At 45.6% G+C, this 21018-nt stretch carries 22 protein-coding genes and 5 pseudogenes; 19 read left to right on the top strand and 8 right to left on the bottom strand.

The features are described from left to right. From JCM15124_RS03545 to JCM15124_RS16405, 18 genes and pseudogenes are all read left to right on the top strand, one after another. On the top strand, nt 1-191 hold a 191-nt coding region (locus JCM15124_RS03545; RefSeq protein ID WP_024998329.1), incomplete at its 5' end, for a DUF3408 domain-containing protein. A 1-nt stretch (nt 192) separates the two neighbouring features. Further along, nucleotides 193-567, top strand: a complete 375-nt coding sequence (locus JCM15124_RS03540) for a DUF3408 domain-containing protein (RefSeq protein WP_024998328.1) — start codon at nt 193-195, stop codon at nt 565-567. Beyond that, the gene (locus JCM15124_RS03535; protein ID WP_024998327.1) at nt 564-1154 is read left to right on the top strand and encodes a hypothetical protein; all 591 of its coding nucleotides are present in this window, start codon (nt 564-566) and stop codon (nt 1152-1154) included. The genes JCM15124_RS03540 and JCM15124_RS03535 overlap by 4 nt, the downstream gene beginning before the upstream one ends. Nucleotides 1155-1183: 29 nt before the next feature. Continuing rightward, nucleotides 1184-1924 (top strand): ParA family protein, encoded by a 741-nt coding sequence (locus tag JCM15124_RS03530; protein WP_024998326.1) that lies wholly within the window; start codon nt 1184-1186, stop codon nt 1922-1924. After that, complete coding sequence (locus JCM15124_RS03525) at nt 1912-2502, top strand: hypothetical protein (RefSeq protein ID WP_024998325.1); 591 nt, start codon at nt 1912-1914, stop codon at nt 2500-2502. Before JCM15124_RS03530 ends, JCM15124_RS03525 begins: the two co-directional genes overlap by 13 nt. Nucleotides 2503-2674: 172 nt before the next feature. Beyond that, nucleotides 2675-2974 carry a DUF4134 domain-containing protein gene (locus JCM15124_RS03520; RefSeq protein ID WP_004332848.1) on the top strand — a complete coding sequence of 100 codons (300 nt, stop codon included), beginning with the start codon at nt 2675-2677 and terminating at the stop codon, nt 2972-2974. 4 nt (nt 2975-2978) lie between these two features. Beyond that, nucleotides 2979-3355: pseudogene (locus JCM15124_RS13060) on the top strand (DUF4133 domain-containing protein). Continuing rightward, nucleotides 3352-5847, top strand: a complete 2496-nt coding sequence (locus JCM15124_RS03510) for a TraG family conjugative transposon ATPase (protein WP_024998324.1) — start codon at nt 3352-3354, stop codon at nt 5845-5847. Before JCM15124_RS13060 ends, JCM15124_RS03510 begins: the two are co-directional and overlap by 4 nt. 163 nt (nt 5848-6010) lie before the next feature. Beyond that, nucleotides 6011-6640: a DUF4141 domain-containing protein gene (locus JCM15124_RS03505; protein ID WP_024998323.1), complete on the top strand. Its 630-nt coding sequence runs from the start codon at nt 6011-6013 to the stop codon at nt 6638-6640. A 2-nt stretch (nt 6641-6642) separates the two neighbouring features. Beyond that, nucleotides 6643-7733 (top strand): annotated as a pseudogene (gene traJ / locus JCM15124_RS13055) (conjugative transposon protein TraJ). Nucleotides 7734-7739: 6 nt separating this feature from the next. Continuing rightward, nucleotides 7740-8363, top strand: coding sequence for a conjugative transposon protein TraK (gene traK, locus JCM15124_RS03495; protein ID WP_024998322.1), 624 nt, complete (start codon nt 7740-7742; stop codon nt 8361-8363). Further along, complete coding sequence (locus tag JCM15124_RS13050) at nt 8360-8692, top strand: TraL conjugative transposon family protein (protein WP_036884971.1); 333 nt, start codon at nt 8360-8362, stop codon at nt 8690-8692. The genes traK and JCM15124_RS13050 overlap by 4 nt, the downstream gene beginning before the upstream one ends. Next, nucleotides 8643-10000: pseudogene (traM, locus tag JCM15124_RS13045) on the top strand (conjugative transposon protein TraM). The gene JCM15124_RS13050 and the pseudogene traM overlap by 50 nt, the downstream one beginning before the upstream one ends. 40 nt (nt 10001-10040) lie before the next feature. Continuing rightward, entirely contained in the window at nt 10041-10961 is a 921-nt protein-coding gene (gene traN / locus JCM15124_RS03480; RefSeq protein ID WP_024998320.1) for a conjugative transposon protein TraN, read from the top strand. 1 nt (nt 10962) lies between these two features. Then, the gene (locus JCM15124_RS03475) at nt 10963-11547 is read left to right on the top strand and encodes a conjugal transfer protein TraO (RefSeq protein WP_024998319.1); all 585 of its coding nucleotides are present in this window, start codon (nt 10963-10965) and stop codon (nt 11545-11547) included. Nucleotides 11548-11630: 83 nt separating this feature from the next. Beyond that, nucleotides 11631-12401, top strand: coding sequence for a toprim domain-containing protein (locus JCM15124_RS13040; RefSeq protein ID WP_232220067.1), 771 nt, complete (start codon nt 11631-11633; stop codon nt 12399-12401). A gap of 20 nt (nt 12402-12421) precedes the next feature. Beyond that, entirely contained in the window at nt 12422-12883 is a 462-nt protein-coding gene (locus JCM15124_RS03465) for a DUF3872 domain-containing protein (protein ID WP_024998318.1), read from the top strand. Continuing rightward, a pseudogene (locus JCM15124_RS16405) lies at nt 12867-13004 on the top strand (lysozyme); the annotation flags it as partial. The gene JCM15124_RS03465 and the pseudogene JCM15124_RS16405, both read left to right, overlap by 17 nt. 525 nt (nt 13005-13529) lie before the next feature. Here the strand turns inward: JCM15124_RS16405 and JCM15124_RS03455 are convergent. From JCM15124_RS03455 to JCM15124_RS03425, 7 genes are all read right to left on the bottom strand, one after another. Further along, nucleotides 13530-14798, bottom strand: a complete 1269-nt coding sequence (locus JCM15124_RS03455) for an HD domain-containing protein (RefSeq protein ID WP_024998316.1) — start codon at nt 14796-14798, stop codon at nt 13530-13532. 3 nt (nt 14799-14801) lie between these two features. Further along, nucleotides 14802-15107: a hypothetical protein gene (locus tag JCM15124_RS03450; protein ID WP_156930625.1), complete on the bottom strand. Its 306-nt coding sequence runs from the start codon at nt 15105-15107 to the stop codon at nt 14802-14804. Between the two features lie 233 nt (nt 15108-15340). Beyond that, nucleotides 15341-15649, bottom strand: a complete 309-nt coding sequence (locus tag JCM15124_RS03445; RefSeq protein WP_024998314.1) for a hypothetical protein — start codon at nt 15647-15649, stop codon at nt 15341-15343. A gap of 47 nt (nt 15650-15696) precedes the next feature. After that, entirely contained in the window at nt 15697-16590 is an 894-nt protein-coding gene (locus tag JCM15124_RS03440) for an Abi family protein (RefSeq protein WP_036884968.1), read from the bottom strand. A 167-nt stretch (nt 16591-16757) separates the two neighbouring features. Next, on the bottom strand, nt 16758-17789 hold the full coding sequence (locus tag JCM15124_RS03435; protein ID WP_024998312.1) for a site-specific integrase: 1032 nt from the start codon (nt 17787-17789) through the stop codon (nt 16758-16760). Continuing rightward, on the bottom strand, nt 17773-18777 hold the full coding sequence (locus JCM15124_RS03430) for a tyrosine-type recombinase/integrase (RefSeq protein WP_024998311.1): 1005 nt from the start codon (nt 18775-18777) through the stop codon (nt 17773-17775). Before JCM15124_RS03430 ends, JCM15124_RS03435 begins: the two co-directional genes overlap by 17 nt. Beyond that, nucleotides 18752-20002, bottom strand: coding sequence for a site-specific integrase (locus JCM15124_RS03425; RefSeq protein WP_024998310.1), 1251 nt, complete (start codon nt 20000-20002; stop codon nt 18752-18754). Before JCM15124_RS03425 ends, JCM15124_RS03430 begins: the two co-directional genes overlap by 26 nt. Nucleotides 20003-20160: 158 nt before the next feature. On the opposite strand from JCM15124_RS03425, the pseudogene JCM15124_RS03420 reads away from it, so the two are divergent. After that, nucleotides 20161-20553: pseudogene (locus JCM15124_RS03420) on the top strand (glycoside hydrolase family protein); the annotation flags it as partial. 60 nt (nt 20554-20613) lie between these two features. Here the strand turns inward: JCM15124_RS03420 and JCM15124_RS03415 are convergent. After that, the gene (locus tag JCM15124_RS03415) at nt 20614-21018 is read right to left on the bottom strand and encodes a TIR domain-containing protein (protein WP_012457200.1); all 405 of its coding nucleotides are present in this window, start codon (nt 21016-21018) and stop codon (nt 20614-20616) included.

Here is a 21018-nt window from a genome sequence, read left to right as displayed (position 1 = left end):
ACCTCAGAGACCGTAAGACCATCTATGTCGCCAGAGAATTGCAGGAAAAGCTGGCAGAGATAGTCATGTCGATGAAAAACAGGGAGATGACCATCGGAATCTATGTCGAGAACATCATCCTCCACCACTTTGAAGTCTATAAGGACGAAATAAACAGATTAAATGAACTCAAATTCAAAAAACTATTGTAAGATGAAAAAGCAAAACGTAAGACAGAATGCAGGGCAGACAACCCGCATGGAAAACAAGAGTGTATCCTCCAAGGTGACTATCCGTAATTCCACCACGCTGATAGAGCGTTCGGAGACAGGAAAGGAAAAGCAGAAACCGGAAACAAACGATTACGAGGAGACCTTCCTGAAACGGCATATCATGGAAAAGGGAGTGTCCGTCTATGTCTCCCAACAGATCAAGGATGAGATTGCCTGCGTCGTGGGTACAATCACAGGCAACAGCCTGCCTCTCTCCGCCTACATCGACAACATTATCCGTCATCATCTTGACACCCATCGCGATGAGATAGACGCCTTGTTCGAGCAACAGTTCCGTAAACGTTTCGAGCGATGAAGCAGGTCATCTTTATTCTGCTGTCGGTAGGCTTAGCCTATCTCGGCAGCGTGCAGGTCGCCCGCTTCCTGTACGAACGCTATCGGAGTGCCGTGAGACTTTACCGTGACTTGCAACTCTTTTTCAGGGAACGAGGAAAGGGAAAAGTCGTAATCACCATCCGCATCCCCCAAAAGGAATCCTCCCAAGAGGAGAATATCCTTTTAGCCGAGTTGCCCATTGAAGAAGAGCAACAGGAGCAGATGCTTGAAACGGGAACGTCGGAAGAAATCTCGCAAGTCGGTATCGAAGAGGAAGAGGATTATGTATTGGTGGAAGTCCAAGGTGAAAGCCACTCTCTCTCGGAAAGCATCACAGCGGAAGAGCTGCAACAAATGGGCAGTGTCCTCTCCTGTAAGAATGCCCCGATAGAAGAAGCTGCGAAAGCCGCCGAAACCATCTATAAGATACACGACTCCCCGATGTTCCAAGAGATTAAGAAAGTCGCCGGAGAACGAGTTCGCAAACTACTGGAGCGTGTTGCCGAAGAAGCTCCGAAAGAGGTTCAGTCAGGCAACTTCGATTACAAACGATTTATCAAGACATAGTATTCACCCGTTCAAAGAAAAGAGAAAATATGAGTAAACCCATCTATATTGCCATCGCTTCCCCCAAGGGCGGTGTCGGCAAAACCTCGCTTACGGTACTTGCCGCAAGCATTCTGCAATACCACAGAGGATACGATGTCGCCGTCGTGGATTGCAACCATCCTGTCTATACAATCGCCCGTCTGCGGCAGCAAGAGTCGGAAGAACTGAACTGGCAAAGCCTGATACGTCTGAAATATCGGATACCCTGTACCCCTTATCCGATAATTTGCACTCCGGTGCGGGAAGCCCTGAACCGGGTGGAGCGACACTGTGCGGACAATCCTCCTCGCTGCATCCTCTTTGACCTCCCTCCACTGATGCGTACCGAAGGAACGGTGCAGCTGCTTTCGGCAATGGATGCCGTTCTCTTTCCTATTACAGGCAGTCCGATGGATATGGAAGCCGTCCGCCATTTCATCGACATCTTGGGAGAGCAGATACTGACTATGGGCAAGGGCAATATCCGTGAGCTTTACCTGCTCCGCAACATGATACAGGCTTGGGAACGCGAGGAGGCCGACGAACGCAGTCGCACCCTTGCCGATGAAACAGGAGCTTTGCTGATGCAGACCTCATTGAGTCATTCCCGTTTGTATCGTCCGCTGCTTTCCGAACGTCGAAGAGGGATTTGCACCCTCTTCCCTCCTCATGGAGGAAAGTTGAGTCATCTATGCAACGGGTTGGGCGATGAACTTCACGAAATCCTGCAACGCCTATGTACCGAATAGTCCTTGCTGCTCTCTTGCTCTATCTCTTATGGCTATTTCTTTTTCTCTCGTATGAACGAAGAAGAAGAAAGAACAGGGCAATGGAGAAAAAGCCTTGCCAGACGGTCAGTGAAGCTGAAATCATCGGTAAAAGTCACTTCAAACTCAGCCACTCGACGCCACAAGTACGCAGTTATCCAAAAGGTAAGGCGGAAGCAAAAAAGGCTTCTATTTTTGCTCCTGAAAACGGACAAGAGCCATCGGAAGAACCGGATGATCTACCCGACATAGATGAGATTCCTTTAACGTATGAGTCTTCCGATTCTCTATCGTTTGAAGAGGAGGACGAGGAACTTCCCATACAGGGAGAAAGCGAATATGCCACGGGAATTGATTTTGAACGAGTGCTGGAAGCCTTGTCAGTCATTCACCGCCACGCCCATACTGAAGCAGAGCGACAGAGGACCGGCAATACGCTGAGAGTGTTGGAAGGAACCCACCTGATGGAAACGCTCCGAAGTGATGCGAAACGCTCGGCCACGATCGATGAAATCGTCCGTGCCCGTTTCGAGGAACTTTACAGCGGTGAAAAGGCGTAACGCCCCTTCCGAATGGTTTTGTCCCAATAGTATGAACCCTTTAATGCAACAAGCAATGAAAGAAAAAGAGTACGGCTGACCCTAAGAGAGCCACCACTAACATCCGAAAGTAATAACAGTATTCACCCGTCGGGAGGACATATCCAATCCTCTCGGCACAAAACAAAGATTTATGACCAAAAGACATTTTCTTATCGCAGCCGTCCTGCTGCTTTCAATTTCCTCTGCCTTTGCCCAAGGCAACGGCTTGTCGGGTATCAACCAAGCCACCAACATGGTAACTTCCTATTTCGACCCTGCCACAAAACTCATCTACGCCATCGGTGCGGTCGTGGGACTTATCGGAGGGGTAAAGGTCTATTCAAAGTTCTCGTCCGGAGATCCGGACACCTCGAAGACCGCCGCGAGCTGGTTCGGAGCCTGTATTTTCCTTATCGTGGCAGCCACCATTTTAAGAAGTTTCTTCCTCTAAGCCTATGGAGACCTATCCCATCAACAAGGGTATCGGTCGCTCGGTAGAGTTTCAGGGACTCAAAAGTCAATACCTGTTCATCTTCGCAGGAGGCTGCTCGCCCTTTTCGTGCTGTTTGTCATCCTCTACATGGCGGGTGTCAATCAATGGATCTGTATCGGCTTCGGAGGGACTGCCGCAGGCATATTGGTGTGGCAGACTTTCTCCCTAAACAGAAAGTACGGGGAACACGGGCTGATGAAGCGTTCCGCGCTGCACAGCCATCCCCGCTACCTCATCAACCGACGACGCATCCCCCGTCTCTTCCGCCATCAAGAGCGGAAAAGAGCGGTAACTCGACCGATGAAGAATCTGCAAAACAGAAAGGAGGAAAAGCAATGAGAAACCTATTGAAAGCCACTACGCTGGAGAACCGCTTTCCGCTGCTTGCCGTCGAAGAGGGCTGTATCCTCTCGAAAGACGCCGACATTACGGTCGCCTTCCGTGTGGACTTACCCGAACTCTATACCGTGACGAGTGCGGAGTATGCCGCCATCCATTCGGCTTGGGTGAAGGCGATCAAGGTCTTGCCGACTTACAGCGTCGTGCACAAGCAGGACTGGTTTGTCAAGGAGGACTACCGCCCGGATTTGCAAAAGGAGGATATGAGTTTCCTCTCCCGCAGTTTCGAGCGACACTTCAACGAGCGACCCTTCCTGAATCACGCCTGCTACCTGTTCCTGACCAAGACGACCAAGAACCGTAGCCGGCAGCAAAGCAATTTTTCTACGCTCTGCCGGGGACATATCATCCCCAAGGAGGTACGGGATAAGGATACCGCCCGCAAGTTCCTCGAAGCGACCGAGCAATTCGAGAGGATTATGAACGAGTGCGGCTTTGTCCGCCTGACCCGATTGAGCGATGAAGAGATTGTCGGCACGGAGGAAAAGCCGGGACTGATAGAAAAATATTTCTCACTGTCTCTCTCCGACACGACGGTCTTGGAGGACATTGATCTGAGAGCCGACCGGATGCGGATCGGCGACAAGCGGCTCTGCCTGCATACCCTTTCCGATACGGAAGACCTTCCGGGACAGGTGGGGACTGATATGCGCTATGAACGCCTGTCCACCGACCGCAGCGACTGCCGTCTCTCTTTTGCCGCTCCCGTGGGACTGTTGCTGCCGTGCAGCCACATTTACAACCAGTATGTGCTTATTGACGACAGTGCCGAGAACCTGCAACGCTTCGAGAAGAGCACACGGAACATGCATTCACTCTCCCGTTACAGTCGCTCCAATCAAATCAACAAGCAATGGATTGACGAATACCTGAACGAGGCACACAGCTTCGGACTTACTTCCGTTCGCTGCCATTGCAATGTCTTGGCATGGAGCGAGGACGAAGAGGAACTCCGCCGTATCCGTAATGATGTGGGCAGCCAGTTGGCTCTGATGGAGTGCAAGCCTCGACACAACACGGTGGATGTGCCGACGCTCTTCTGGGCGGGCATTCCCGGTAATGAAGCAGACTTCCCCGCAGAAGAAAGTTTTTACACGTTCATCGAACAGGCGGTCTGCTTCTTCAATGAGGAGACCAACTACCGCAACTCGCTCTCACCGTTCGGCATCAAGATGGCAGACCGTAGCGGCAAGCCGATTCATCTTGACATCTCCGACCTGCCGATGAAGCAAGGCATCATCACGAACCGAAACAAGTTCATCTTGGGTCCTTCGGGGTCAGGAAAATCGTTCTTCACCAACCACCTCTTGAGGCAGTACTGGGAACAGAACACCCATATCGTCTTGGTGGACACGGGAAACAGCTATCGGGGACTGTGCGAGATGATACGCCACAAGACACAGGGTGAGGACGGGGTCTACTTTACCTACTCGGACGAAAGTCCTATCAGCTTCAATCCCTTCTATACGTCGGACAAGGTGTTCGACGTAGAGAAACGAGAGAGCATCAAAACCTTGCTACTGACCCTCTGGAAGAAGGACAACGAGCCTGCCACACGCTCGGAGGAGGTCGCCCTCTCCAATGCCGTTTCGCTCTTTATCGAGCGTATTAAGACGGACGACGGCATCGTACCCTCGTTCAACAGCTTTTACGACTACCTCACCACCGACTACTCGGCATTGCTTCGTGAGAAGAAGGTCAGGGAAAAGGATTTTGACCTTGCCAACTTTCTCAATGTGCTGGAGCCGTACTACAAGGGCGGAGAATATGACTACCTGCTGAACTCGGACAAGCAGCTTGACCTCTTGAACGCACGCTTCATCGTCTTCGAGATTGATGCGATAAAGGATCATCCCATCCTTTTCCCTATCACGACCATCATCATTATGGAACTCTTCATCAACAAGATGCGAAGGTTGAAGGGAATACGGAAGGTCATCCTCATTGAGGAGGCATGGAAGGCGATTGCGTCCGCCAATATGGCGGGATACATCAAGTATCTCTACAAAACGGTAAGAAAGTTCTTCGGCGAGGCAGTCGTGGTGACACAGGAGGTGGATGACATCATCTCCTCAGATATTGTCAAGGAGTCCATCATCAACAACTCCGACTGCAAGATACTGCTTGACCAGCGCAAGTACATGAACAAGTTCGACCAGATTCAGGCACTCTTGGGACTGACGGACAAGGAACGGGGGCAGATACTCTCCATCAATCAGAGCAACGATGCCACACGATCGTACAAGGAGGTGTGGATCGGACTGGGAGGTGTGCAGTCTGCCGTCTATGCCACCGAAGTGTCGAAAGCCGAATACCTTACCTACACGACGGAGGAGACCGAGAAGATGCGGGTGCTCGCCCGTGCCGAACAACTCGGCGGAAATATGGAGCTTGCCGTCAGACAACTTGCCGAAGAGAAAGACAACCAATGAATGTTTAACCGCGTAATACAACAAGTCCGAAAAATATGACATCATATTCACGAAAATATGACGTCATATTTCAAGTAAACAGTCGACTGATTTTCAGATTTACTCGACTGATTTTTCACGCAACTCGAACGGCATTGTATCTACGCTAAAATCAATTTGAAAAATGAGAAAGAAATTTTTAATGCTTATCACGTGCGGTTGCCTCTTGGCAGGCAGCGCACACGCCCAGTGGGTGGTCACAGACCCCACCAACCTTGCACAGAGTATCATCAACACGACCAAGGAAATCGTGCAGACCTCCAAGACGGTCAAGAACACGCTCGACAACTTCAAGGAGGTGGAGAAACTCTACAATGAGAGCAAGAAGTACTACGATGCCCTGAAAAAGGTGAACGACCTCGTCCGGGATGCCCAAAGGGTGAAGGAGACCATCCTGATGGTCGGGGAAATCTCCGACATCTATGTGAAGAACTACAAGAAGATGCTCTCCGACCCGAACTTCCGACCGGAGGAGCTGGTTGCCATTGCCAACGGCTATACCAAACTGCTCGGAGAGAGCAACAACCTGCTCAGGGAACTGAAGCAGGTGGTGAACATCACCACGCTGAAGATGACCGACAAGGAGCGCATGGACGTGGTGGATCGCTGCTACAAGGAGGTGCGGGACTACCGCAACCTCGTGCGTTACTACACGAACAAGAACATCTCCGTGAGTTACCTCCGAGCCAAGGCAAAGAAGGATACGGACAGGGTGCTCAACCTGTACGGTACGGACAACGAAAGATACTGGTAGTCATGGGAGCGGAATTTGACAACCTGCATCAGGTGCTCCGTTCGCTTTATACGGAGATGATGCCCATGTGCGGCGACATGATTGCCGTCGCAAAGGGAATCGCGGGCTTGGGTGCACTCTTCTATGTGGCATTCAGGGTATGGCAGACGCTTGCCCGTGCCGAGCCCATCGACGTCTATCCTTTGCTCCGTCCGTTCGCTCTCGGTCTCTGCATTCTCTTTTTCCCGATGGTCTTGGACACCATCAACGGCGTGCTCACCCCCGTCGTGCAGGAACGCACAAGATGATGGAGACGCAGACATTCAAGATGGACGAATACCGCAAGATGAGGGACAAGATAGAGTATGAATCGATGGTGCGTAATCCAGAGACCGCCTACTTGGTGAGCAACGAGGAATTTGACAAGAAACTGGACGAACTCGGTCTCTCGCCTTCGGACATGGCGACAATGGCGGGCATGTATGTGGAACGAGGCATGTACAACTTCAAGAAATGGTTCCGCAATATGGTGCGGGAGTTCTTGGAACTGCTCTTCGCCGCTTCCGCCCTGCTCATCGACACGCTCAGGACATTCTTCCTGATTGTCCTCTCCATCTTGGGACCGATAGCCTTCGCCATCTCCGTGTGGGACGGATTTCAGAGTACCCTCATTCAATGGATCACAAGGTATGTCTCCATTTATTTCTGGCTACCCGTGGCGGACTTGTTCAGTTCGATGCTGGCAAAGATTCAGGAACTGATGCTCAAGCACGACATCACGCAATTGCAGAACGATCCGACCTATTCCATAGATGCCTCGAACGGCGTGTACTTGGTCTTTATGATTATCGGTATTATCGGATACTTTACCATTCCCACCGTTGCCGGTTGGATTATCCAAGCGGGAGGTGCGGGCAACTATGGCAAGAACGTAGGACTTGCAGCCGCAAAGGGTGCCGGTATCGCCGGTGCTGTGGGCGGAGCCGTCGGCGGTTTCGCCGGAGGACACGCACGAAACGCGATGAACTATGCGGGAAGCAAGGGTAAGGAGATAGCCGGAAAGTTATTTCATCGGGGAGGAAACAAATCATCCGAACCATCGGAACAAAATTAAAACGCTATGGAATTTAAGTCATTAAAGAATATCGAAACAAGTTTCAGGCAGATACGCCTTTTTACGTTGGTGGTCATCTGCCTGTGTGCCGCTCTTGCGGGCTATTCGGTGTGGAGTGCCTACTCCTTTGCTGAAGCCCAGCGGCAGAAAATCTATGTGCTGGATGGCGGTAAGTCGCTGATGCTCGCACTCTCGCAGGACTTGTCACAGAACAGACCCGCGGAAGCCAAGGAGCATGTCCGACGTTTCCACGAACTGTTCTTCACGCTTTCTCCCGACAAGAATGCCATTGAGAGTAATATCTCTCGTGCATTGCTCTTGGCGGACAAAAGCGCTTACAACTATTATCGGGATTTCTCGGAAAAGGGGTATTACAACCGTATCATTGCGGGCAACATCAACCAAGTCGTGCAGGTGGACAGCGTGCTCTGTGACTTCGACCGCTACCCCTATGCGGTACGGACGTATGCCCGACAGCTGATTATCCGTGCCAGCAACGTCACGGAACGAAGCCTTGTCACGGAGTGCCGCCTGCTGAATACGAACCGAAGCGACGACAACCCGAACGGTTTCAACATCGAGGGATTTGAGATTGTGGAGAACAAGGACATCAATACCCGTAAGCGATGAAAAAGAAAAGTCTATTCCGAATGATGCAGGAGGGAGCGGAGGCAAGGCTCCGCCGCCTGTGCGGACGCATCCCTGCTCATTTGAGGCTGTATGTCGTCCTGACGATGCTTCTTTTCTTCGCCTTCCTTGCCAACTACGTTTTCTTCAACGGTTTGTACCGCATCTTCTCCGACGGAGACTCCGAAGAGGAAACGTTGCCGGCAATCGAGCATATCGAAGCCCCTGAAATAAGGCGGCTCTATCCCAACGACAGTATCAACCTATTAAAGTATTACGATTATGTACCCATTCAAAAGAAAGACAGCCTCCGACGGGAGTACCTCGCCTGAGCTGACGGAGGAAGAGAGACAAAGACGAAAGAAGTTTATCATTTATCCCCTGATGTTCCTGCTCTTTGCGGGATCCATGTGGCTCATCTTCGCTCCATCGAAGAAAGAGGAAGAGAAACAGGCAAAAGGCTTCAATACGGAAGTACCGGATCCGCAAGCCTCGGAACTCATCGGCGACAAGAAGAAAGCCTACGAGAAGGAGATGATGGAACAGAAGGAGCAGGAGCGAAACCGTGCCATGCAAAGCCTCAGTTCCATGTTCGGGGAGATGACAGGAGGACAACCGGTGCAGAGTTCCGAAGAGTTGGCTTTGAAGACGGAGGCATCGGAAAGGGAGAGCGGCTTCGGCTCCCGCACCGTTGTTCCGCAAGAGGGATTTCACGCCTCTGCATCCGCTTACCAAGACATCAACCGCACGCTCGGAAGTTTCTATGAGACGCGAGGGAAGACCCTGAAAAGGAAGAACTGCGTGCCCGATTGGCAGAGTTGGAAAACCGTATGAGCAGCGAACAGCAGTCGCCCGCCATAACCGTGAACGACCAGATGGCATTACTTGAAAAGTCCTATCAGTTGGCGGCAAAATATATGCCGTCGGGTGGTGGACAGTCCTCTTCCAATATGGCATTGGCATCGGACGGGGAGACGGCTTCCGAAGGGAAAGCGGTCGTAACTACCCGAAACGGGAAGGCGGTAGCCTTTCCCGTTTCCCCCGTGAGCGAACAAGTGGTGTCGGCTCTGGCACAGCCGATGAGCGACTCGACTTTCCGCTCCGAATATGTCAAGGAGAGGAACTACATATTCCATACCGCCATCGGAACAGCCCCGCTGACGGAGAAGAATACCATCTCCGCCTGTGTGCATACCCGGCAGACGGTTACGGACGGGCAAACGGTACGTTTCCGTCTCTTGGAACCGATGCTGGTATCCGGCAAGGAAATCCCTCGGAACACCTCGGTGGTCGGCGTGGCGAAGATACTGGGTGAACGCCTGAACGTACTCATCTCTTCGCTGGAATATCACGGGAACATCATCCCCGTGGAGTTGGCGGTGTACGATACGGACGGACAAGCTGGGATATTCATCCCCGGCTCGATGGAGCGCAGTGCCGCGAAGGAAATTGTCGCAGGAATGGGTACTTCTGCAGGCAGCAGTATGAACTTCTCCACTGATGCGGGCGCACAGCTTGCCGCTGATTTGGGGAAGGGACTGATACAAGGCACCTCGCAGTATTTCTCCAAGAAAATGCGCACCGTCAAGGTACATCTCAAAGCAGGATACAGGGTCTTTCTCTCTCCCTCCAAAGAGTAATCATTCATTTTAATAACAACCACTTTAATCCACAGTAAAAATGAAAAGAACAGTTTTAGCCATCGCCCTGATGCTAGGCGCAGTCTGTGCGAACGCACAGGAAACAACCTCAACGGGAGACCTCTATGAGGGTCTGACCCGCAAAATTGCCTTTGAGCGAATGATACCGCCCCACGGCTTGGAAATCACCTACGACAAGACGGTACACATCATCTTCCCCTCTGCCGTACGCTATGTCGATTTGGGTTCGCCCAACCTCATTGCGGGGAAAGCGGACGGAGCGGAGAACGTTATCCGTGTGAAAGCGACGGTCAAAGAGTTCCGTGAGGAGACGAATATGAGCGTCATCACGGAGGACGGTGCGTTTTACACATTTAATGTCAAGTATGCCGATGAACCGCTGCTTTTGAACGTGGAGATGACGGACTTCATTCATGACGGTGCGAGCGTAAATCGCCCGAACAACGCGATGGAGGTCTATCTAAAGGAACTCGGCAGCGAGAGTCCAATGCTGGTAAGGCTCATCATGAAGTCCATCCATAAGGAGAACAGGCGTACCGTCAAGCACATCGGCAGCAAGTCCTTCGGCATTCAGTACCTGCTCAAAGGGTTGTACTCGCACAACGGACTGCTGTACTTCCATACAGAACTGCGCAACAAGTCCAACGTGCCGTTCGACATCGACTTCGTCACGTTCAAGATCGTGGACAAGAAGGTCGCCAAGCAGACCGCCATGCAGGAGCAGGTGCTGCTTCCGCTGCGTGCCTACAACTATGTTACTTGTGTGGCGGGACAGAAGAGCGGTCGCACGGTGTTCACGCTTCAGAAGTTCACCATCCCCGATGACAAGCATCTCATTGTGGAGATGCACGAGAAGAACGGAGGAAGACATCAGTCCTTCATCGTGGAGAATGAAGACCTCGTGCGTGCAAGAGTAATTGACGAACTCAAAATGAAGTAGTATGAGAAAGTCTCTGTTTTTTCTGTTTGTCGTGTCGCTTGCCCTCTTTGCAGGGCAGGCGCACGCCCAGCGTTGTCTGCCCAAGACGAAGGGCATACGCCTTACCACAGGTATGGCGGACGGTTTTTATTCCGCCTCCTCAAAGAATGAGACAGGATACTCGTTCGGGGCTTCGCTTGCCACCTACACGAAAGGAGGACATCAATGGGTGTTCGGGGCGGAGTATCTCCGCAGATACCACCCTTATCGGGAGAGCCGTATTCCTGTGGAGCAGTTCACGGGCGAGGGAGGTTTCTTCTGCAATGTGCTTTCCGACGGAAGCAAGACCTTTTTCCTCTCCGCAGGTGTTTCCGCCTTGGCGGGATATGAGACGGTCAATGGCGGAGAGAAACGGCTCTTTGACGGTTCGACGCTACACAATAAGGATGGCTTTCTCTATGGCGGTGCTGTTACCTTGCAGGCAGAGACCTATCTGACGGACAGATTGGTGTTGCTGCTCTATGGGAGGGAGCGTTGCCTGTGGGGTGGTTCTACGGAGCGTTTCCATGCCCTGTACGGTTTCGGACTGAAAATCATGCTGGACTGATGGACGTGCGACAGATGAGAGAAATCCCCATTGCGGACTTCCTGAACGCAATGGGGATTCAGCCCCAAAAGTAGAAAGGCGGCATTCTTTGGTACAATGCCCCTTACCGCACGGAACGGACACCCTCGTTCAAGGTCGATACCGCCAAGAAAGTCTGGTTCGATTTTGGGACGGGCAAAGGCGGCGACATCTTCGACTTGGCAGGAGAGTTTATCGGAAGCGGTGATTTCCTCCTGCAGGCAGCTTTCATTGCCAAGAGCGGAACGTGTCCGCTACCCATAATGGAACAACCACAAAGAAATGAAGAGAAAGAAGCCGTCTTCGAGGATATTTGGGTGCGACCGTTGCAGGATGCCAAACTGCTGGGGTACTTGAATGAACGGGGTATCAATGCCCACGTTGCCATACCCAACTGCGAGGAGGTCCGATACCGTGTGTATGGCAAGCGGTACTATGCCATCGGATTTCGTAACGATGCCGGAGGATTAGAACTTCGCAACCGCTTTTTTAAGGGCTGCATACCGCCGAAGTATATTTCACTGAAGCATAACGGCTCGGATGTATGTGCCGTATTCGAGGGCTTTATGGATTACCTCTCGGCTATGCAACTCGGCATCACCGCTTCAGATTGGCTTGTCCTTAATTCCGTCTCCAACGTAGAGAAGGCGGTGAAAGCCTTGCATGGCTATGAAAAGATAGAATGCTTCCTCGACAATGACGATGCGGGGCGAAGAACTTTTCAAAGTCTGTACGACTGTTTTGGGGAGAAGGTCATTGACCATTCCTCTATGTATGCCGACCATAAGGATTTGAATGAGTTTCTGCTTTCCAAGAATGCAGGGAACAATGTATAACAACAAAACGATAACAAACAATGAAGAAGAAAATTATAAACACAATATGGGTAATGGGAGTGCTTGCCCTCGCCGGGTTTTGTTTATCTGCTTGTGATCACGAGTTGGATATTCAGCAGGCGTACCCGTTCACGGTAGAGACGATGCCGGTGCTGAAGCACATTGTCAAGGGACAGACGGCGGAGATACGCTGCACGCTCAAACGGCAGGGACGGTTTGAGGATGCACGCTATACCATCCGATATTTCCAACCCGACGGCAAAGGAAGATTGAAGATGGATAATGGTACAATCTTCAAGCCCAATGACCGTTACCCGCTTACGAAAGAAGAATTCAGGCTATACTACACCTCTGCATCCACCGACCAGCAGACCTTTGATGTGTATGTGGAGGATAATTTCGGACAGACGGTGAAACTCTCGTTTGAGTTCAACAGTCAAAGGGACGAGGAAAAGGAGAAACCGAATGAGGATAGGAAGTAAACTTGTCGTCTTGTGCCTTGTCTGCCTTTTCTGCTTACGGCTTTCCGCTCAGGATGGTAGAAATGTACTTCTCTCACTGCCACCATTCGAGCGTGCCGTTGTATGCATCAAGCATTTTGATTATGACAAGTAATATGTTATGTGAAGTGTAAGTAACAGTTAGTTTGCAATCAAGTTATTATAAGCCAACTTATCACTTACACTTTGCATAATATTATCAATGTCCAAGTCCTTTTAACCACTCTAATAAGTTATTATTAGTGGTCTGTTTTATGCCGTATTCTCATTCTCAAGGAGAAAGCATTTTACTGCATTTACAGATGTGACTTAGTATCTTGTACATCACTATCCTGGTAATTCTTCTCCTTGGCATCAAATGCAGGTGATGAATCCGGGATTATTTCTTCTTATCTGCTTTTGCATCTGTATATTATTACCATTCACGTATTAGTATATAATTCCTTCATTATAGGTTTTAAAGCTTCTACTATTTCTGTTCGATAGTTAATCCAATCAGTTCTTTTCATCGATGAGTTTTTGGGAACAAAAACATAATAGAAATGAATATCTTCGTTAATATCATTCATTTCTGGATAGATATCTGTATATCTAACAATATCATTTGCGACAACCAAGTAGAGACTGTTCATTTGCACACGTGCTTAAAAACAGGTTTTAGGATAATAATAGAATTAGAATCAATCCTAAACTTTTCTGTCAAAATATGCTTAACACGCTCTTCAAACTGATTATGCTTGAGCGACTTGTTCTTTTCCACTTCCCCGAAAAAATGATAGAATTCATCTTTTGATTTCCAAAGAGCAGAATGAGTATATTGCCTACTATACCACTGATTGTAATAATGATTATCATTATCCTGTTTTAGTAAGAAAATCAAATCATCATCTGAAATATTTTTTATTACAAAATTGACGTTTGGAATAGTAATACAACTGGTTATGGCATCGGCATTTAATATTTTTCCTAAAGCAAGAGCACCATTATGGTCTTCTCTTGGATAATACTTTAATGCCATTGTTTCCGCAGCCATCGTTAGCAACCATTGTTCGTAGCATACTACATGATGATTAATCACATATTTAACTTGAAAATCTTTTACATTAAGTACGCCTTCTATCTCATTAAGTGAGTTGCTTTCAAAACATACGACATAATCACCATTGCCATTACGCATAATATGGAGAGCAGATATAAGTCTTCTTAAATCAATACTGGAAGTGCTATATCCTGAAGCCCATACATCTCTACATGCATAATCTAATCTATCAGCGTCAATAACTTTACCATGTAACAAAGAAATGAAACAATTATAAATCTGGTAATAATCCTTTTGCTCGCTATAATATATGCCAGTTATCATCCGTGCAACAAACTCAGGGTTAAGATTCATTCGGTGCCTTAAACCGTCATAAAACTGAGTGTATGCAACATATGCACTCATATACTCGTGAAAGTTCGGTTCGTCTTTTAGTATGGCAATATCAAGATCTTTAGAAAAATTATCGTTCTTAATACTATTTTTCAACAACGATGCCAAATCTGACTTCTTGCCATAATAACGCTCAAAAGAATGGGAGAATGGAGCATGTGCGATATCATGTAAGAGGCAAGCAGCAAGATAAGAATTATACAAAACCATCATTGTTGTTTCCGTTTGGCCCCAATACTCGTTTGCTTTCGCTTCGTTTTTCAAGTGATCAACAATTAAAGAACCTATATGATATACACCAAGAGAATGTATAAAACGATCATGTCTTGCGCTGGGGTAAACTGAACGTATTGAAGTTTGTTCAATTCTTCTTAAACGCTGAAAGAGGGGGGTGTCAATAATATGGTTGATGAATTCATCACCAACCATTATATAGCCATGAACTGTATCAAGTATTCTTTTCATACTTTATCTCTTGTTGATATCTTCAAGCAAATCCATTATTCTTTGTGGAGGAAGTAATCTCTCTACATTTGTGCGTATCTTTCGCGCATTATAAATTTTTATAGTGGAATGTTCTACTACAACATTGGAAGTAAAAGCGCACCTGAATGCATCTATAGATACGCTATCACAAAATGTAAGAATATCCTCATTTTCTGATTCTATTACTTTTGCTAAATGATGAATCAGAGAAAAAGGAATCTCAAACTCATTAGAAAAGCCACTTCTTTTTATAAGAAAAGCGATGATGTCGGTTGAGTCTATCTCCACATACATTATTTCGTTATTTTTGATTTATATGGTTCTAATGTATTTTCGGTTGAAATAACTTCGGACTCAAAATCTCCCCGACTATTGTGTTTAAAGATAGTCACACCGCAGATAGGACACTCAGCTGTTTCTTCCGTTCTATATGGCATCGTAATGTTAACCTCCTTTATGCCTACTAATGTACCACATTGATGGCACTGTATTTCTCTATAATAACCCATAATGTTTGAATATTAGTATTTTTCATCCCAGGATATTCCAAAATCTAATTCAGGTCTCGAGCATTTTAATGAAATAACACTGCGATCTGGATTGACTTGGAATGAACGACATTTATCTTTAGAATGATAGTCTATATGAATACTCTCTCCATCAGCAAGATTTATTTTGTATTCTCGGTGAAATAGATCAGCTCCTTCATTAGGCAAATCATTTACTTCTACTTTTGCATTTGTTATCTCTGGCAAATCAAACATATCACCAGTTTGTTCACATAGCGATATTTGTTCTTTTATGTTTTTTATTGTTTCGTGTATATTCATAATTGATTTCTAATTTATCTTTTCAAATAACAGTTACCATTTCCTTACTACTTCCAAAGCGGCTCGTTATCCCATCCGGTCGGAAAGCCCATCGCTGCCACATCGACATTGGGATGAGCAAGCAATAACGATTTTAATTGCTGTTTGAAATTGTTTCCCGGATGGGTGGCGTTCTGCAAGTATGCCAAGCAGCAAAGCTGGGCATACAACCGATTATTGGCAACGCCAGCAGAATTTATCCAATCTCCATTAAGGGATTGCGGTAATTGCGGCTGGATTGGGTATACTCTATTCCATGCTCTTGAATGATGAGCCAGATTATTGCGGAGAGTAACCGTACTTTTACACCAGCTTTCAAGTAACTTATGTTGCGGAAGGTTGAACTCCCGTGCGATTCTCTTTTTTATCCCTTTATCCGATAGATTGCAAAAGATACGTGACAATGTACCGAAAGAAACCATTTCCAAAGTCTTCCAGACAGGAGGAATTATCGGAGTGGAGTATTTGTCAAAATGCTCCTGGATGAAATCGTCCTTTGAACGAAAAACTTCCTGCTGGACACGAATAGAGCAGTCGGTGAAAATCTTCTTATCAGCAAATAAACTCCTGTCCATTATCCAAAACGCACCGTAAGCCATCGAGAAATGATGAATAAGTTTCGAGCGAAGAGCTATCTCAAAACTTTGTATGGCAGTAAAAAGCAAAGCCCTCAGCTTCTTGTCAAAGAAATAAAGATTGACGGCATTGTCGAAATGGCTGTTGGGCTTAAATACATGAGTAGTCTTGTCCTGTTCCATCGGACGGAGGTAGTTCGCCAGCCGGAAATAACTCATGATTTTCAACTGCGCTGAAGCATCATTGTCATTTCTGATAATTAGTCCCCGGTTTTTTAGCATTTGAAGAATCTGGGGATAATCCAATGGTTGTTTTGTATAATCCATAAGTGTATAAAAAGTAAAAGTTCCACCCTGGTACGCATTGAAAAGAGGCGTGGTGGAAACTGTCAATACAAAGATAGGGCTTTTATTTCAATTCTGCAAGTTTTTCAGAAGGAATCAGCGAAAAACGAAGTCAGAAAGCCACAAAAGGAGCGTTACGCATAATATTATCAATGTCCAAGTCCCTTTAACCACTCTAATAAGTTCTTATTTCGTTCCCACTCTTTTTCTGTTATAGTATTAGGGGTTAATCTGGTATAGGCATTTTCAAGTGCTTCACGTTTTGCTTTGGAGTCGGCACGTGCATAAATATCAGTAGTCTGTATGGAAACATGCCCTAAAATATCACGTATATATACTAAATTTACTCCTGCCTGTAAAAGATGCATTGCTTTACTATGTCGAATAGAATGACAACTTATTTTCTTTGGAATAATTTCTGGCTGCTGTTTATTTGCCATGTCTGCATAAATTTTCAGAATATATGTAATACCCTCTCTTGTTAATTTTTCATGCCTACCATTGAAAAATAAAGGCTTTTTCATCATGTTGGGATCTTTCAAGTTGTTTTCTTCCATATAATTACGTAAAATATCAACTTGTGCTTCTGCCAAGGGGACTATACGGGTTTTGCGTCCTTTCCCTGTTAATCGTATAGTGTATGGTGTTGTATCAATACGTACACAATCCACAGTGAGATCTGCTATTTCCTGTACTCTGGCACCAGTATCGTACATTAATGACAATAATGCTAAATGACGACGTCCTTTCCATGAGGTTGTGTCAGGCTGGGCCAATAATAATTTTATTCCCTCCATTGAAAGATAATTAGGAGGGCTTATTTCTGTTTTTTTTGCCTTTATCGACAATATACTTTGCCATTCTACCATATTGTCTATTACTATATATTGGAGATACGAACAGAAAGACCTGATTGCAGCAAGCCTATAATTGCATGTTGCCGTAGTATTCTTTTTAGTATTGTGAAGCCATTGTAGATAATTGATGACATTATCCCGTGTAAGATGTTTCAAAAGAAGTCGTTCAACAGGTATTCCATTGATGTCTTTCATATAATTGATGAATTGTACGAAAGAATCACGATAAGAAGCAATTGTGTTTTTGCTCACATTTCGTTGATGTGGCAAATATTCAGATAAAAATCGCGTTAGATATTTTGCAAAATCAGTCCTGGTAGTCATAATCTGTTCTTATTTTTGGATAAACAAAAGCATTTATAGGAGAACACTGTTTTTCAAACTCCGGATACATCATACAGGTAAGTCGTACATATTTTTCAGTAGATGAAAGAGAACGGTGCCCAAGACATGCAGAAAGTATTGGTAGACCTGTGTATAAATCCATACCGTTATGTCCCATTTGTACAAGCGAATGTACTGCAAAGGTATGTCTCAAGTCATGTATACGTGGTCCTTGACGATTTCCTATATATGGTATATTGCATATTTTTAGCAGTTTATGAAAAAAGACATAAAGAGTACATACTCTGAAGCTTGTTCCGTCTAATTTGGTAAAAAACAGATGATCGGGATGAGAAATTTTTTCTATAGGCATTCTATTCCTATATTCTATATACTGTTTTAGTACAATTACCATAGATTCACCAATAGGAACAAGGCGTTCACATCTATTTTTTGTCTTGCGGAGATGTATGTATCCAGAGTCAAGATTCACATCGCTATTACGCATGTATAAGGCCTCTGACACACGCATTCCTGTGCTATAAAGTAATCGAAGAATGACTGGCATGGAAATGATAGCCGTTTTCATACAATTATTAAACAGACGGCTGCTATCGGCTGCTGTAAACAATTGAGATATTTGGTCATGCGTGTATATATAAGGCGTAAACTCCGATTTTGGATGCTTTGGTAAAATCGGTATATAACACACACATCCGTTGCGGCACATCAATGAGGTTAGTTGGCGCAATACAAGATATTTGCCATAAATAGTAACTTCTTTATCTGATACCCGTGATTTATGCCATTTCTTAACAAATTCTTCTGTTATATGTGGTTCCTGCAATCCTATGGAATTAGCAAAATCATCAAATTCTTTAAGTATCCATCTTACACGAGAATCAACAACACCCATTGATTTCCGAATTTCTAACATTCGTTTAATGTATGGAGATAAAACACTACTGTAGTTGAACTGTTCTGCCATAAAATACTCCTCCTTTCTGTATGTAAAAACTATCTGGAATAGGTGGTACAGGTAATACGCATTTCCTTAAAGCTACAAGGTTTATTTTTAGATAAGTCATCGTTGTTGCAGTGTTGCGATGTCCAAGAACTTCTGATATAGTAGGCATGGTAGCCCCATTTTCAAGCATATTGCTTGCTAAGGAATGCCGTAAAGAATGAGGACCATGGCGTTTTTTATCAATATTTACACCAGACAGACGGATTATTTTATTGATATTACCACAAACCATAGACTGAGTGGCAGCAATATAAGGGGCACGACTTGAGAGAAATATGTTTTGGGAAGTAGATGTTGGACGTCCATATCTAAGATAGTCTATTATGGCATTACCGACATCTGCCAATAATGGAAGTTCAATGGTTTTACCTGTTTTTTGTATCCTCAATTTAATGAGATTATTATCCCAATCTATATCTGAGAACTTCAAACTTATAATGTCTGAAGCACGCAATCCCAATCTTGATGCTAATAAAATCATTGCATAATTGCGCTTGCCCAAAGCACTACTTCGCGATACAGAATTTTCTATAACCTTAATCTCTTCCGTTGTATAATATGAAGGTATGCGTTCTTTCTTTCGTAATTTATATGTAGCGAAGAATTCCTCAAATCGTCCATCTATAATGTTCTCTTGTTTCCAAAAATGAAAGAGGCATCGAATAATAGACAGGGTCTTTTCCCTATTTAGCTGTTGGGACGAAAGAAACCGTATAATATGTTCCTCTGTTATCTGCTTTATATTTTGTACTCCAATCATGTCTAAGTAATACAAAAAATTACCCAAACATAAACGATAGTGCTTTAACGTACTTTTGCCACGGCGTAAAGAAATCAAATGTAGAACCAACTTCTCCATCTGTTTTCCAATAGCACCATCAAGAGGATAGATAGCTGCCCTAACACATTGCTTTCTAACATATCCTACTGCCATAATATCATTAAGAGCATGTATGCTACGTATCCTTTCGCATTCATGATTACTCATGTCTTGATGTTGAGTGGACTCTATAAACTTTGCACCTACATTAGGTGTATACATATCAAAGCCTTTGTTCGACATGTATTGTGAAATACCTTTTGTCCACAAACACTTGTAATAGTCAATAGTACCCTTCGCATAACCACTTTCATAAAAGTAATTGAGGCATTGCTCAATGAGCTTTTTAATTTCTACTTTTTCCATAAAATCATTCTTTAATAATTAGATATATACAGAACGTAATATAATGAGAAGTTTTTATACGAAGGGACTAAATAAATTCTTTAATATACAACAAGTTTACTCATTTTATAAGTCTCGCACTTTACATAACATATTACTTGTCATAATCAAAATTATGAGTAGCTTATCATAACTTTGAGGGCTTACACGGGTTCAAGGATGCTCCCTATGTCGGATATGGTCATAAGTTGCAAAAGGGAGAACGCTTTACTGCGGCGATGACGGAACGGCAGGCGGATTCCCTGCTTCGGGCAGACCTGATGAAGCGTCTGATGATGTTCAAGGACTACGGAAAGGATGCCCTGCTTCTTGCCGTCTTGTCCTATAATGTCGGGACAGGCAGGTTGCTTGGATACGGCAAACATCCCAAGAGCCGACTGTTACGGAAGATAGAGTCGGGCGACAGGAATTTCTACCGTGAATTTGTCTCTTTCTGCCGATACAAAGGCAAAGTCCTCAGAGGTCTTATCAAACGACGAAAAGTGGAGTTCGCTCTGTTTTATATACCCTGATTATCAAATACGCCTCTTGCGGAGCATAATGTCGCAAGAGGCGTGCTTTAGTAGGAAGTATTATTTAGCCCTTCTTCGAATGGCATCAACAATACTTTCTGTATTCCAATGAACATCCTCTACGGAGCGATCTGTAACAACTTTTGAAATTCTCTCTTGCCCCCGAGGAATAACTCCTACTATTGGAACTTCTTCCGCTATTGCAGTGTCCAACTCCCATTTCATCCAGTCACTGTAAGAGGCATACATACCAGCAATGCCTAAAACAATGTCAGAATTAGAAATTTTCTCTTTCAAACGACGTCTGATGTATGCTGAATTTTCTGAGTTGATAGGTTCTTCGGGTGAAGCCTCTTCAAATTCAACATGAAAATAACCTCTCTTTTCTAAAAGGTTACGGAGGTTCTTCAAATCATCTACATGATCCCATGAGTGACTGATAAATACTGAATAAGTTTTTGCCAT

The sequence above is a fragment of the Prevotella falsenii DSM 22864 = JCM 15124 genome (assembly GCF_000613945.1).
GTDB lineage: Bacteria > Bacteroidota > Bacteroidia > Bacteroidales > Bacteroidaceae > Prevotella > Prevotella falsenii.
This window is presented reverse-complemented; position numbering and strand designations above follow the sequence as displayed.